Annotated in this window: 13 protein-coding genes and 1 pseudogene; 2 read left to right on the top strand and 12 right to left on the bottom strand. The window is 66.3% G+C overall.

Annotated features, from left to right (window positions below; genetic code table 11):
* Positions 1 to 76: 76 nt before the first annotated feature.
* The 12 genes from cobA to KUF55_RS07810 form a co-directional block, all read right to left on the bottom strand.
* Positions 77 to 1,375, bottom strand: coding sequence for a uroporphyrinogen-III C-methyltransferase (gene cobA, locus KUF55_RS07865; protein WP_218818508.1), 1,299 nt, complete (start codon positions 1,373 to 1,375; stop codon positions 77 to 79).
* Positions 1,376 to 1,419: 44 nt separating this feature from the next.
* Positions 1,420 to 2,328, bottom strand: a complete 909-nt coding sequence (locus KUF55_RS07860) for an ABC transporter permease (RefSeq protein WP_218818507.1) — start codon at positions 2,326 to 2,328, stop codon at positions 1,420 to 1,422.
* Entirely contained in the window at positions 2,318 to 3,040 is a 723-nt protein-coding gene (locus tag KUF55_RS07855) for an ABC transporter ATP-binding protein (RefSeq protein ID WP_132363487.1), read from the bottom strand. The genes KUF55_RS07860 and KUF55_RS07855 overlap by 11 nt, the downstream gene beginning before the upstream one ends.
* Positions 3,037 to 4,164 (bottom strand): ABC transporter substrate-binding protein, encoded by a 1,128-nt coding sequence (locus KUF55_RS07850; RefSeq protein ID WP_218818506.1) that lies wholly within the window; start codon positions 4,162 to 4,164, stop codon positions 3,037 to 3,039. The genes KUF55_RS07855 and KUF55_RS07850 overlap by 4 nt, the downstream gene beginning before the upstream one ends.
* A gap of 64 nt (positions 4,165 to 4,228) precedes the next feature.
* A complete protein-coding gene (locus KUF55_RS07845) occupies positions 4,229 to 5,599 on the bottom strand; it encodes a sulfate adenylyltransferase subunit 1 (protein WP_218818505.1) in 1,371 nt (456 codons plus the stop codon).
* The gene (gene cysD, locus KUF55_RS07840) at positions 5,599 to 6,552 is read right to left on the bottom strand and encodes a sulfate adenylyltransferase subunit CysD (protein ID WP_218818504.1); all 954 of its coding nucleotides are present in this window, start codon (positions 6,550 to 6,552) and stop codon (positions 5,599 to 5,601) included. Before cysD ends, KUF55_RS07845 begins: the two co-directional genes overlap by 1 nt.
* A gap of 47 nt (positions 6,553 to 6,599) precedes the next feature.
* Entirely contained in the window at positions 6,600 to 7,322 is a 723-nt protein-coding gene (locus KUF55_RS07835; protein WP_218818503.1) for a phosphoadenylyl-sulfate reductase, read from the bottom strand.
* The gene (locus tag KUF55_RS07830) at positions 7,319 to 9,034 is read right to left on the bottom strand and encodes a nitrite/sulfite reductase (protein ID WP_218818502.1); all 1,716 of its coding nucleotides are present in this window, start codon (positions 9,032 to 9,034) and stop codon (positions 7,319 to 7,321) included. Before KUF55_RS07830 ends, KUF55_RS07835 begins: the two co-directional genes overlap by 4 nt.
* 76 nt (positions 9,035 to 9,110) lie before the next feature.
* The gene (locus KUF55_RS07825) at positions 9,111 to 9,848 is read right to left on the bottom strand and encodes a sirohydrochlorin chelatase (protein ID WP_218818501.1); all 738 of its coding nucleotides are present in this window, start codon (positions 9,846 to 9,848) and stop codon (positions 9,111 to 9,113) included.
* The gene (locus KUF55_RS07820; protein ID WP_218818500.1) at positions 9,845 to 10,615 is read right to left on the bottom strand and encodes an SDR family oxidoreductase; all 771 of its coding nucleotides are present in this window, start codon (positions 10,613 to 10,615) and stop codon (positions 9,845 to 9,847) included. Before KUF55_RS07820 ends, KUF55_RS07825 begins: the two co-directional genes overlap by 4 nt.
* A gap of 64 nt (positions 10,616 to 10,679) precedes the next feature.
* Positions 10,680 to 11,078, bottom strand: a complete 399-nt coding sequence (locus KUF55_RS07815) for a DUF488 domain-containing protein (protein ID WP_218818499.1) — start codon at positions 11,076 to 11,078, stop codon at positions 10,680 to 10,682.
* 87 nt (positions 11,079 to 11,165) lie between these two features.
* Positions 11,166 to 12,368, bottom strand: coding sequence for an ROK family transcriptional regulator (locus tag KUF55_RS07810; protein WP_255557373.1), 1,203 nt, complete (start codon positions 12,366 to 12,368; stop codon positions 11,166 to 11,168).
* 295 nt (positions 12,369 to 12,663) lie between these two features.
* On the opposite strand from KUF55_RS07810, the pseudogene KUF55_RS18705 reads away from it, so the two are divergent.
* Positions 12,664 to 12,765: pseudogene (locus KUF55_RS18705) on the top strand (carbohydrate ABC transporter permease); the annotation flags it as partial.
* Positions 12,765 to 14,453: a glycoside hydrolase family 13 protein gene (locus KUF55_RS07805; protein WP_218818498.1), complete on the top strand. Its 1,689-nt coding sequence runs from the start codon at positions 12,765 to 12,767 to the stop codon at positions 14,451 to 14,453. The pseudogene KUF55_RS18705 and the gene KUF55_RS07805, both read left to right, overlap by 1 nt.
* Positions 14,454 to 14,459 lie beyond the last annotated feature (6 nt).

Genomic DNA, 14,459 nt, shown 5'->3' with positions numbered 1-14,459 from the left:
TAAAGATTCGAGGTAGGTAGTGGTACTTTTCGGCGGTCTACTGCCGAGTGGTGATAACGAGCCGTTCCGGGAACTCTCAGCCGACGGGCTGTGGCACGCGGTGCCGCACCCGAGTCACATCGATGGCGTGGGATACGGCGGCGGCTGGCTGCTGGAGTGGCTCCAGGATTCCGGCGGCGTGCGGGCTGAGCCGCACCACGTCGCCGATCACGATCACCGCAGGGTTTGCCACCCCGATGCGGGTGGCCGTGGCGGCAATGGTGCCCAGATCTCCGATGGTCACGCGTTGGTCGGGGCTGTACCCACGTTCGATGATGGCCACCGGGGTGTCGGCAGCCAAACCACGGCCCAGCAGGGTGGCGGCATTGCGTTCCAGGCGCCCCACCCCCATCAGCAGAACCAGCGTGTGATCGGCCCGTGCGGGCAGTTCGCACAGCTCGTCGTGCCCGGTGGCCATCGAGAATCCGGTAGCCACACCGCGATGCGTGACGGGGATACCGGCGGCTGCGGGAACCGAGATGGCGCTGGTGACGCCCGAGACGACCTCCACCGATACGCCGTGGGCCCGGCAATAGGCTGCTTCTTCTCCGCCGCGGCCCAGGACAAACGGGTCCCCGCCCTTGAGTCGCACGACGCGGTTTCCCGCACGGGCCTCACGCACCAGTACCTCGTTGATCTGATCCTGGGTGGCCAGGTGGTCGCCCGGGGCCTTGCCGACCTCGATGATTTTCACCGCAGCGTCCAGCTCGCTCAGCAGGGCGCGCGGGCCCAGCCGGTCGGCCACCACCACATCGGCGGCCGCCAGCAACCGGCGCCCGGTGACGGTGATCAGCCCGGGATCCCCCGGGCCGCCACCGACCAGGGCCACCGATCCGCTGCCGGTGCGCCGGCGGCGCAGCGGCAGTAATCCGGTGTCAGCGGCCAGGGCGATGGCGTTGCGCAGTCCGGCGGCGCGGCGCGGATCTCCGCCGGCGCTCACCGCGATGGTGATTCCCTCGCTGGTCCGGGTAATCGCCGGGGTCCAGGCGCTGGAGGCCCGGGCATCGGCGGCGTTGATGCACCAGATTCGTTGTTCTTCGGCATCGTGACTCACCCGGGCGTCCAACGCTGGGTCCCCGGTGGCGGTGTGGACCAGCCACATGCCCTCCAGGTCCCCGGGCTCATAACCTCGCCGGCGCCAGGTCAGCGCCCCGGCCTCGGCCAGGGCACCGATCTCCGGTACCGCTGCGGGGGCGATGACGGTGATACGTGCGCCGGCCTCAAGCAGGGCACTCAGCCGACGGTGGGCCACCTTTCCGGCTCCGACACAGAGGACGGCCTTGCCCCGAAGGCGCAGCGCTAGCGGGTGGATGGGCTCGCTCGCCGATGCTGACATGGGTTCTTCCTTCGCTTCGTGATGTGCGTGTTGGTGGTGCTGACTCATCGTGAGGCACCCGGTGCTAGTCCGCGGCGGCGCAGCAATCTGCGCTCCAGTGGGGCGAAGACCAGCAGTTCGATGGCGATGCCCACAATGAGGATGGCCAGGATCGCGGAGACCACCATGGCCATGTGGGACAGATCCCGGCCCTGTTGCAGCAGCGAACCGAGGCCAAAGCCGATCGATCCGCCCACCGCGATGATCTCCGCGGCCATCAACGAGCGCCAGGAAAACGCCCAGCCCTGTTTGAGTCCGGCGAGGTAGCCGGGCAGTGCTGCTGGCAAAACGATGCGCAGCAGGCCCTGCAGGCGGCTGGCACCCAGCACCGTGCCGAGGCGCCGGTATTGCGGCGGGACGGTATCAACCCCGGAGAGTAGCCCGTTGATAATCGATGGGGTGGCGCCCATCAGCACCACAAAGTAGACGGTGGCGTCGGTGAGGCCAAACCAGATGATGGCGGCCGGCACCCAGGCCACGGACGGCAGGACCTGCAGTCCGGAGATCAGCGGGCCGATGCCGCGGCGCAGCATCGGGACCCCGGCGAGCAGCAGACCCAGCGGCGTGCCGATGGCCAGGGCCAACAGGAAGCCGAGCACCCCACGCTGCAGCGAGGTGCCAATCGCTTCGCCCAGGCGCCCATCGGACGCCAGCTCGCCGGCGGTGCCCAGCACCTGCAGCGGGCCGGGGAACAGGTCTTCGCGTGGGGAGCCGAACCAGGCGGCCAATTGCCACAGGCTCAGCAGTCCCAGCACGGTACCCACGGGCAAAAGAATCCGTCCGGCGTTAGAACGCGTTGCGACGGGGGCGTCCTGAAGCGAGTCGAGGCCCGCCTCGAGTTCCCGCAGGGTGTCGGTTTCCGGCGCCTCACTCCGCGTACGCGGTGCTCCGGAGAGGGTGGGGCTAGTGGGCATGATGGCGGATCTCCTCGCGTAGTGCCTGGGTGATCTCCCGGGTCAGTGCCGCTTGGGCGGCTGGATCTCTGCGCACCATGGGGTCGATGTCCCATTGCGCGGCTAGGCGTCCGGGGCGTGAGGAGAGCAGCAGAACACGCTGGCCCAGCCGTACCGCCTCACGCACATTGTGGGTCACAAAGAGCACGGTGCGCCGTTGCGCCAGCCAGATCCGTTCCAGTTCCTCGTGCAGCAAATCCCGGGTGATCGCATCCAGGGCGGCAAACGGTTCATCCATCAGCAGCACCGGCTTGTCCTGACCCAGTGCGCGGGCCAGGGAGGCCCGCTGGCGCATGCCACCGGAGAGTTCGTGGGGGCGTTTGGATCCGGCGTCGCCCAGGTGGACCAGTTCCAGGAGTTCTTGTGCCTGGTCCTTGCGCTGCGCGCGCGGCACCCCGCGCAATTGAAGGGCGAGTTCGATGTTGGCCCGTGCGGTGAGCCAGGGCAGCAGGGCCGCATCCTGGAACATAAAGGCGGCTCCGCCCGCCGGCACCGTGACGGCTCCGGCGGTGGGTGGCTCAAGACCGGCGACGATGTTCAGCAGGGTGGATTTGCCGCAGCCCGATGCGCCCAGCACCGCCACAAATTCCCCCTGCGCGATGCTGGTGGTGATCGAGGAGAGCACCGGGGCTCCACCGTAGTCCTTGGAGAGTTTCTCGATGAGGATGCTCATGCGCCCGCTCGCTCCTTGCGTGCCCGGGCCAGGAAGGAGTCATCCACCAGGGCATCGAGGTTGGCGGATTCGGCCAGGGACGCATCCACGGCATTTTGGAGCAGGCGCGGGTAGGCCCCGGCCAGCGGGTCGGCGGTAAAGCTCAGCGAGCTCAGCGCCCGGTTGATCACTTTTGGGGCCAGCGGAGCCCCGGCACTCGCGGACAGCTCGGCATTCAACAACTCGCTGACCTCTCGACGATCTGCGGTGTTCAGCCAGTGCAGGGCGGCAAGGTGGCCCCGCAGCAGGGCGTCAACCGTCAGCGGGTGAGCGGCGGCGAAGTTTGGGGAGACGGCGAGCACCGTGGTGGGGAAGAGTCCCGGCGCACCGGTTTCTGCCCCATCCCAGAGCTGCGCCTCATCGACTAACACCGCGGCGCCGGCCTCCAGCACCAACCGCGAGGCCCAGGGTTCGGGCAGCCAGGCCCCGTCGATGGCCCCGGAGCGGAAGAGTTCCAGGGTCTGCGCGTTGGCCGTCGGGGTGATGGACACCTCCCCGCCACGCACATCGGTACCGAGTCCCTGCGCGGTCAACCAGGTCCGCAGGGCGACATCCTGAGTGCCGCCCAGCTGCGGGGTGGCCAGTGTGGCACCGCGCAGGACACCAACATCGCCGCGCGCGGCATCGGCCAATTCCTCACGCACCACCAATTGGGCACCACCGGCCGCGGCGCCGGCCAGCACCCGCAATCCGCGCCCACCGCTGGAGGCGTAGGCCGCGAGGGCCGGGTTGGGCCCCAGATAGGCGGCGTCGATGGCGCCGGCATTCAGCGCCTCCACGGCGGCCGGACCCGCACCGAAGATGCTGGTGGCCACGGTGGTCCCGGAACCGGCAAGTTCCGCGGCAAAAAGGCCCTTGGCCTGACCCACCAGCGCCGGGGCGTGGGTGAGGTTGGCGAAGTAGCCCAAGCGCAACGTGGTGGCAGCGGTGGCGGGAGTCGTGGCGGTGGATCCGGGCCGCGGCACGGTGGTGGTGGTAGCGGCTCCGAGCACCAACAGGCCCAGCAGCCCGGTGCCGCCGGCAAGTAGCGCCCGGCGGGCGGGCCCGGTGGTCTGCGCCGCGGCGGTGTACCTGGTGGTATCCATGAACAGCTCTCCTTCGTAATCCAGATTTATGACCTGCGGCCAACGGCCCGCAGCATGGCGGGTGTTAGCCCGCGGTCTTCGGGGCTTCGTCCACCAGACCGGCGGCCAGAGTGTTCCCGCTCTGCGGATCAATCACCAAAAACGCTCCGGTCCGGTGGTGCCGGACATAGGGCTCGGTGGGTAATTCGCGGGCCAAGCGCAGCACCACCGCGCCAATGTCGTTCAGCTCCAGCGTCGCGGTGGGCAGCAATCCGAAGTCCTCCAGATCCAACTTCCCGCGGATCCGGGTGAGCTTGGCGCGCACCGTGGCACTGCCGTGTTTGATGATCACCGTGGCCCCGGAACGCAGCGGCAAAGGCGCCAGCCAGCACAGCTGCGCGTACAGATCCACAGAGGAGTCGGGCAGGGTGCCGGCCGCGGCGATGGTATCCCCACGGGCGATGTCCAGCTCATCTTTCAGCCGCAACGCCACGGAGGTCGGCGCGCTGGCCGAATTCAGGGCCACCCCCGCGGCGTCGATCCCCACGATGGTGGTTTCCCGGCGTGGTTGCCCGGGGGTGGCGATGGTGACCGGGTCCCCCACGGTGATGGAGCCGGCGGCGATGGATCCGGCATAGGCGCGGTAGTCGCGGAAGTCCCCGGCGTCCAACCCCGGCGCCAGCGCGCCCTGGGGGCGCAAGACCAGCTGGACCGGGAAGCGGAAGTCCTCGGCCACGGTGTCCTGCTCATCGCGGGTGGGCAGAGATTCGAGCAGCCCCAACAACGTGTCCCCGGTGTACCAGGGAGTGTGTGCCGAGCGGGCCACCACGTTATCGCCCACCAGCGCGGAGACCGGCAGCGTGTGCGGGGTCGGCAGGCCCAGCCCCGCGGCAACCCGTGCCACGTCCGCGGCGATGCTCGCGAAGCGGTCCGCATCGTAATCAATCAGGTCAATCTTGTTCACCGCGATGATCACGTTGGGCACCCGCAGCAGGCCAATGACGCCTAGGTGGCGCCGGGTCTGCTCCAGCACGCCCTTGCGGGCGTCGATGAGGACGATGGCGGCGTCGGCGGTCGAGGCCCCGGTGACGGTATTGCGGGTGTACTGCACGTGTCCCGGGCAGTCGGCGAGCACAAAGGAGCGCTCGCCGGTGGAGAAGTAGCGGTAGGCCACGTCGATGGTGATGCCCTGTTCGCGTTCGGCGCGCAACCCATCGGTGAGCAACGCCAGATCCAGGGTGCCGTCCCCGCCGCCGAAACCGTTGGCCGCGGAGGTGCGCGCCAGGGTTTCCAGGGTGTCGGCGAGGACCACCTTGGCGTCGTGCAGCAGTCGACCCACGAGTGTTGATTTGCCGTCATCCACCGAGCCGGCGGTGGCGAAGCGGAAGAGTCCGCGGCGACCGAGCTGCGCGGTGTTGGTGTTGCCGGTGGTGCTGTCCAGGTTCGTGGTGCTCATTAGAAATACCCATCCTTCTTGCGATCTTCCATGGCGGCCTCGGAGATGCGATCATCGGCCCGGGTGGCCCCGCGTTCGGTGATGGTGGTGGTGGCGACCTCGCGGATCACCTCCGAGGTGGTGTTGGCCTCCGAGAGCACCGCACCGGTGCAGGACATGTCCCCCACGGTGCGGTAGCGCACCGTCTTGTGCTCTCTCACAACCCCGGGGCCAGGGGCGCTGAATTCGCCCACGGCCCGCCACATCCCGGCGTGTTCAAAAACCTCACGTTCGTGGGCGTAGTAGAGGGAGGGAAGGGCGATGTTTTCGCGCTCGATGTAGCGCCAGATGTCCAGTTCGGTCCAGTTGCTGATGGGGAAGGCGCGCACGTGTTGTCCCGCGGTGTGGCGCCCGTTGTACAGGTTCCACAGTTCGGGGCGCTGGTTGCGCGGATCCCACTGGCCAAACTCGTCGCGCAGCGAGAGGATCCGTTCCTTGGCTCGGGCCTTGTCCTCGTCGCGGCGTCCGCCACCAAAAAGCACGTCAAATTTATGCTCGGCGATGGCGTCCAGCAGCGGCGTGGTTTGCAGTGGGTTCCTTGTGCCATCGGCACGTTCGGAGAGCCGGCCATCGTCGATGTAATCCTGCACGCGCGCCACCTCCAGGCGCAGCCCCAGCTCACTGACCGTGCGATCGCGGAACTCGATGACCTCATCGAAGTTGTGCCCGGTGTCCACGTGCAGCACCGGGAAGGGAACAACTCCGGGCCAGAAGGCCTTGGTGGCCAGGTGCAACATCACCACCGAATCCTTTCCGCCGGAGAACAGCATGGCCGGACGTTCAAACTCGGCCACCACTTCGCGCAGGATGTGGATGGATTCTGCTTCCAACGCATTGAGCACGTCGGTGGCCGGCGTGGCGCTTTGCTGCGCGCGACCGAGCGGTGGGGCGATCCCCGGTGCGGTGCTGCTCATCTCGGACTCCTTCGAAAGTGGATACTGGTAGGGGGTGCGGGCCAGGCTCATTGGTGGATACCGCATTCGGTCTTGGCAACCCCGGCCCAACGGCCGGCGCGCGGATCGTCACCGTCGGCCACCGGGGCGGTGCACGGGGCACAGCCGATCGACGGGTAGCCGTTAGTCAGCAGCAGGTTCACCGGGACGCTGTTGGCCGCGGCGTAGCCGGTGAGCTCATCGACGTTCCAGGCGGCCAGCGGGTTGACCTTGATCAACGAGTGCGCCTGATCCCAGGTGATCAGCGGGGTGTTGGTGCGCGTCGGTGCCTCCTCGCGGCGCACTCCGGTGAACCAGAGCCGGTAGCCGGCAAGCGCCTTGGCCAGTGGCTCCATCTTGCGCAGCTTGCAGCAGGCGGCGGGATCGCGCTGATGCAGTTTGGGTCCCCATTCGGCATCCTGCTGCGCGACGGTACGCACCGGCAGCACATCGATGATCCTCACGTCTAGGGTGGCGGCCACCTCATTGCGGGTCGCGTGGGTTTCGGGGAAGTGATAGCCGGTCTCCAGGAAGAGCACATCGACCCCCGGGAGTTGTTCGGCAACCACCGCCGGGAGGACGGCATCGGCCATCGAGCAGGCGACGGCCACCTGCGCGGTGGTGAAGTTTTGTGCCACCCAGGCGATGACCTCGGTGGCGGAGGCGTCAAACCCCAATTCGGCGGCACCGGCTTCGGCCAGCGCGCGGTCGGCGGCTAATACGTCGGCGGACTTTGGCTTGGTGGTGCTCATAGGACTTCCTCATCGGCGGCTCGGTGGGACCAGGTGGCGAAGGATTCGCCCTCGGTGGACCCTGCCGAGTAGTTTTCCAACACCCGTTCGATGTAGTTCGGCAACTCATCTGCGGTGACTTTAAGCCCGCGCACGGTGCGGCCCAGGCCGGCCTCCGCTCGTGCGCTGGAGGCCAGTCCCCCGCCCAGGTGAACCTGGAATCCGGGACTCATCCCACCGTTGCCATCGGGCAACAGCTGCCCCTTCAACCCGATGTCGGCGGTCTGGATGCGGGCGCAGGAGTTGGGGCAACCGTTCACGTGCAGCGAGAGGGCTGCCGGCAAGCGCACCGCCGTTTTGGCGGCGAAGCGTTCCTCCAGTTCGGCCACCGCGGCGATGGTGGTGTCCTTGGTATCAACAATCGCCAGTTTGCAGTACTCGATGCCGGTGCAGGCGATGGCCGAGCGGCGGAAGATCGAGGGCGCCGTGGCCAACCCCAGCGCGTCCAACTCCGCTGCGGCCGCCGTCACCGACGCGGCGGGAATGTCCAGGGCGAGCAGTTTTTGGTGCGGGGTGGTGCGCATACGCTGGGAGCCGTGGCGTTCCAAAAGATCGGCCAGCTGAAGCAGTAGCGTGCCGGAGAGCCGGCCCGCGTTGGGCGAGGCACCAATGAAGTAGCGCCCGTCCTTCTGCTCGTGGATTCCCACGTGGTCCCCGGGAGTGGTGGGCCTGGGCGGCACCGGACCGTCGGGCAGCGCATAACCCAGGTACTCGTTTTCCAGTACCTCGCGGAAGCGAGCCGGCCCCCAGTCGTTCATCAGGTACTTCAGCCGAGCCTTGTTACGCAGGCGACGGTAGCCGTAGTCGCGGAAGATCGAGACAACGCCGAGCCATACCTCCGCGGCACGCTCCGGGCTCACAAACGCCCCGAGGCGTTCGGCCAACCTGGCACTGGTGGATAATCCGCCGCCCACCCACAGGTCATAACCGGGACCGAGCTCCGGGTGATTCACGGCGATCAGCGAGATGTCGTTAATTTCGTGCACCACATCCTGAGAGGGGTGCCCGGAGATGGCGGTCTTGAATTTTCGCGGCAGGTTCGCCAGCTCGGGGTCCCCGATGAAGCGCTCGCGAATTTCGGCGATGACGCCGGTCGGATCCAGCAGCTCGTCCTTCGCGATGCCGGCGACGGGGGAACCGAGAATCACCCGCGGTACGTCTCCACAGGCCTCGGTGGTGTCCAGTCCCACGGCCTCGAGTCGGCGCCAGATTTCTGGGACATCGACCACGTCGATCCAGTGCAGCTGAATGTTCTGCCGGTCCGTCACATCCGCGCTGTCGCGGGCAAAGTCGCGGGAAATTTCCCCGATGGTGCGCAGCTGCGTCGTGCTCAGGGTTCCACCATCGATGCGCACGCGCAGCATGAAGTAGCGGTCTTCGAGTTCGTGTGGCTCAAGTGTTGCGGTGCGCCCACCATCGATGCCGGGCTTCCGCTGGGTGTAAAGACCCCACCAGCGGAAGCGGCCGTGCAAGTCGTCGGGTTCGATGGAGTCGAATCCTCCGTGCACATAGACGTTTTCGATGCGCTCGCGCACATTCAGCCCGTTGTCATCGGCCTTAAACGCCTCGTTGGCGTTCAGCGGCTCGGTGCCATCAATCTTCCACTGTCCGTGCGGTTTACCCGCCGGGCGGGTGGGCCGGGTGTTGGCCGGGGTGTGAGTTGCCTGTGTCATGGCCACGACTCTAGGGGCGCGGCGCCGTCGCCCGCCAACGCCCCCGACCTAACGCGTCATGAGGTCATATGAGGTCCTATTCGGCGTCTTCGCAGACCGTTTCGCGGGCCTCAGCGAGTCTTGTGGCGACACATTTCGCGATTGTTAAGCTCGGAAGCAGTGCCGCGGAAACATAGTCGGCCCCGGCGGTGGCCAGCCGGTCGTGGAAAAATCCGGGGGCCAGTAGGAAGGCGGCGATGCCCACGCGGGTGGCACCGGCCGCGCGCGCCGCCGCCACCGCATCTGGCACCGCGGGGGTGGCGGCCGAGCAATAGGCGATGCTCACGTCCTGGCCTAGTTCGGTGGCCAGAAGCGCTGCCATTGCTGCCGCCTGCGCGGCACCGGCCTGAATGCGAGTTCCGGCGGCGGCGAGCACCACCGCATCCCCGGGTTGATATCCGGCCTCGGTGAGGCGCGCCGCCAGCACCGTGGCCAGGCGCGGGTCCGGTCCCAGCGGCGCACTGGAAGTGGTGTGGCTCCGCGTGGCCACCGCGTTCGCGATGTCCACCGAGGTATGAAACCCCTCCGAGAGCAAGAGAGGGGCGACGATGGCCTGCTCACCTGCCGGCAGCGCGGTGAGCACCGATTCCAGTCCGGGCTCCTGCACATCTACATAGGCCTCATGCACCACCGCGCGCAGCCCCTCGGCGGCCAGCTCGGCGGCCAGCTCCGCCCGCAGTGCATGGATCAGCCTCCGGCCCGTGGGATGATCCGTCCCATGGGCGCAGGCCACCACGTGCAAGGGGCGGTTCCCGGCCGAAGAGGCCGCGCTCATGCTTGGTCGCGGATCAGCTTGTGAGCCGCGGCCTGCGCCACCGGTCGCACCACAATCTCGTCGAGGTTCACGTGGTGCGGGGCGTTTACGGCATAGGAGACGATGTCGGCGATGTCCTCCGCGGTGAGCGGCTTGGCCACACCGGCGTAGGTCTTCGCCGCCTTTTCGCTGTCTCCACCAAGACGCCGGAGGGCAAATTCCTCGGTCTGCACCAATCCGGGGAGCACCTCGATGACCCGGATGTTATGGACAACTTCTTCCAGGCGGAGCGCCTGGGTGAGTGCTCGTTGGGCGGCCTTGGCCGCGTTGTAGCCCGATCCGCCCTCGTAGCTGACCAGTCCGGCGGTTGAGGTCAGGTTCAGTACCGTGCCCTCGCCGTTCGCACGGAGCATCGGCAGGAAGGCGCGAGTGATCTTCATGGTGCCCATGACGTTGGCCTGGAGCATGAAGTCCCAGTCTTCGTTCTTGGCCTCGGCCAGGTAGTCGGCGCCGCGGGCACCGCCGGCGATATTAATCAGGGTGTTGATGCCACCGGCTGCTTCAACGGTGGCCAGCAGCGCGGCCACCTGATCATCATCGGTGATATCCGCGGGAACTGGCACCGCACCGGTTTCTTCGGCGAGCGCCGCAAGTCGTTCGGCGCGGCGGGCGACGGCGAAGACCTTCCATCCGCGGGCGCTCAGGGCGCGGACGGTGGCTTCCCCGATGCCGCTGGAGGCTCCGGTGACGACGGCTGCAGGCTGGATGACTGAGTTCTGTGTTGACATGTACAAAGACTATCCAGCCCGATGGTTGATGCCCAAGCACAGTGTCGATTCGTGGCGCTGTGCCTTAGTCTGCCGTACCGGGGTTCCCCATCGTGTCGTCGGCCTCACCTTGGGCCTCACGAAGGAAGTCGAGCAGCACCGTGGCGTGGTTGTGCACGATGTCGCGGGCCGCGTAGAGCAGCACCACATCCGGCTGCTGATCGGCGATTTCCAGCAAGCGGCGGGCCCCTGCCGCGGCGGATCCGACCTCCAGTTCGTGGCGGTAGTGATCGGTGAACTCGGCAAAGTGCTCGGCCTTATGGCTGAAGGCCACGCGCAACTCGGTCGACGGGGCCACGTCCTTGGCCCAATCATCCAGCGCCGCACGCTCCTTGCTCAGTCCCCGTGGCCAGAGTCGGTCAATCAGGATCCGATAACCCCCATCGGCCGGTTCATACGCGCGCAGCAAGCGAAAGGTACCCATGGCGCAACCTTAAGTCGCGGTGGAGCAATGTTCCAGCATCACGGGCGATCCAGCATCTTGAGGGCTGCCTCGGCCGAGGTGGCGGTGCTAGATGAAGGCGTACTTTTGAATGGCGACGGCCGCGGCACCTCGTGCCCATAAATCGAACTCGCCATCTAAGACGGCAATCCGGACGTCTAGAGCCTCGGGATCACGGTCGGCGGACAGCGCCGCGCGTACCGTGGCCTCGAACCTGGTGAAAAGTTCGATGCCTTCCCCACCTAGGACCACCACATTAACCATGGTCAGATTTGCGGCGGCGGCAAGGAACCGTCCGAGCGCCACCGCCGCGGCCCGCAGCACCGAGCTGGCCACCTTGTTGCCCTGCTCGGCCAGCTCGAGGGCCTGGGCATAGTCGATCTCACGCAGCAGTGCGGTGGAGATCTGCGCACAGATGCTGGGGATCGTGAGCATGGCGGTGGAACATCCCCGGTGCCCCTCCCGACACACCGGCCCGTTGGGATCAAGGGGGAAATGTCCCCCCAGGCCCAACCCCGCGTCGCGGCCGCGCACCACCTGACGGTGAATGGCCAATCCGTACCCGACACCGGCTCCAATGGTGACCACGGCAAAATTGGCGACTTCGCGTCCCACACCAAACCACTGTTCGGCGGCAACCAGTGCTGTCACGTCGTTTTCGACCAGCACCGGTAACCCCATGCGCTGGTGAAGTAGTTCGCCCAACGGCACGTCGCGCCAGCCCAGGAACGGAGCGCGGGCGATGAGTGTTCCCTCGGAGATCTGGCCGCCGATGCAGATGCCTACCCCGGATATTTCCCGACCAGTCTGCTCGCGGAGGTCGTTGATGAGCTGCACCAGCGTCTCCACCACCTGCGCCACCTCGTGCGTCCCCAGCTCATGTTCGGCGCTGGCCAGCGTGTGAGCTCGCAGGTCGGTCAGTACCCCTTGCGCCATCGTTCCGGTGATTTTGATGCCGACGAAGAAGCCGGCGTCTTGGCGGATATCGAGCAAACGAACCGGGCGCCCCACACTACCGTCGAGGACCAGGTCGCCTTCTCCCACGATTCCAGCGTCCAGCAATGGCTTACTCAGCCGGGTTAAGCTGGCGGCACTGAGCTTTAGCCGCTGGGAAAGAGATCCGCGAGAGCTAGGTCCGTGGATCAGAATCGCCCGGGCCACCTCTAGTTCCGGGTCGCTCAGGGCTAACCCCGCGTCGGCTCCCCGGCCCGGGGGCTGGGGCTGGCTGCGGGTAGTGATCGGGTGGCTACTCGCCATGGATCGCGGTGACATGCGGTTAGTTTATTTCACACCGAACCTTAACATCGAACCAGGCCGCCATAAAATCGCTTGAGCAGTGACAAAGCGCAGCAATTCCTCGACCTCTGTGGCCCTTGACACATGCATTAGTTTTGACGTAAAAATAATTAACGACCGCGACGGCCCCTCCTTGTACCGCACCGTCCGTAGTGTGACCCCGGAGGAACCAAGGAAGCCGCCAGCTTGGGCGTCGTCTTGCGGGAACGTTCTGGGTGGCAGCAGGGTCCCACCATCGCGGGAAGTTCACGCTTCCCCGTCACGAGCTAGCGCCTTCGGCTCCTATCTCATGGCGATGGCCCCACGGCCGCTGGTCTATGTATTCGCCCAACGCTGGGTTATTTCCGGTGTCATGAGAGGAACCATCACATAATGAATGAGCATGTTTCGAAATCCGCGCCCGATGCCCATTGGTGGCGCCAAGCGGCCGTCTACCAGATCTACCCACGCAGCTTTGCCGATGCCACGGGCGACGGACTGGGCGATTTGCCGGGCGTGACATCGCGCATGGGCTATCTCCAGGAGCTGGGCATCGACGCGATCTGGCTCTCCCCGTTTTATCCCTCGGCGTTGGCCGATGGCGGGTACGACGTGGATGACTACCGCAACGTTGACCCACGGCTGGGAACCCTTTCGGACTTTGATGCCATGGTTGCAGCGGCTCATGCGGCAAACATCAGGGTCATCGCCGATGTAGTTCCCAACCACTCCTCCAACCGTCATGAATGGTTCACCGCCGCCTTGGCCGCCGCCCCGGGCTCCCCCGAGCGGGCCCGCTATCACTTCCACGACGGGCTGGGTGAAAACGGTGAGCTTCCACCATCGGACTGGCCATCACACTTTGGCGGATCGGCCTGGACCCGCATTAACGAAACCACCGGGGAAAATGCCGGGGCACCGGGGCAGTGGTACCTGCACCTCTTCGCCTCCGAACAACCGGATCTGAACTGGGATAACCCCGAGGTCCGCGAGGACTTCCAGACCACGCTGCGCTTCTGGGCCGATCGTGGTGTGGATGGTTTCCGCGTTGATGTGGCCCATGCCCTGGTCAAGGACATGACGCTGCCGCTGCGTTCCAAGCCATCGTTGGAGATCCTGGTTGATGACGGCACCGACGTGCTCTTTGACCGCGACGAGGTGCATGAAATCTACGCCGGCTGGCGCTCGGTGCTCAACGAATATGACCCGCCACGCATTGCCGTCGCCGAGGCCTGGGTACCTTTCACCCACCGCCGGCTACGTTACGCCCAGCCCACCGGCCTGGGCCAGGCCTTCAACTTCGACCTACTCCAGGCTCCCTTTGACGCCACCGAATTCCGCAGCATCGTGGCGCGCTGCCTGGCCGAGGCGCAAGCCTCCGGGGCGTCCTCCACCTGGGTCTTCTCGAACCACGACGTCATCCGTCATGCCTCGCGTTATTCACTTCCCGATGGCACCGATGCCACGGCATTGGAAGCCTGGCTGCTTTCCGGCGGCAGTGAACCAATCAGCGATCCGGTGCGCGGATTGCGCCGGGCGCGGGCAGCAACGCTGTTCATGTTGGGTCTGCCCGGTTCGGCGTACCTCTATCAGGGTGAGGAGCTTGGCCTCTTTGAGGTGGCCGATCTGCCGGCAGATGCCCTGCAGGATCCCACATGGTTCCGCACCGGGAATACCGTTAAGGGCCGTGATGGCACCCGGGTACCGCTGCCGTGGAAGGCCAGAGACACGCACTTCGGTTTTGGTGCCGCGCCCTGGTTACCGCAGCCGGCCTGGTTCGCCGAGCACGCGGTTGATGCCCAGGAGGCGGTGCCCGGCTCCACGCTGGAGTTCTACCGCAGTGCCCTCACCTGGCGCCGACGGTTGCAGACGCACGAGGAACTGTCCTGGATTTCGGCTTCCGAGGCCACGTTGGCACATTACCAACGACCCAACGGCTGGGCGGTGCTCACCAACTTTGGCGCTGCGCCTGTTGATCTGCCCTCTTCCGTGGATGAGAGCAAGATCGTGGTGTGCAGCGGTGCCACCGCACCGGTCCCGGGGCAGCTTGCGGGGGAAACAACGATCTGGATCGCCCCTTAGTCCCTG

This window comes from Paeniglutamicibacter sp. Y32M11, from assembly GCF_019285735.1.
Lineage (GTDB): Bacteria > Actinomycetota > Actinomycetes > Actinomycetales > Micrococcaceae > Paeniglutamicibacter.
Note: the sequence above shows the minus strand (reverse complement) of the source record. Positions and strands in the feature narration are given on the sequence as shown.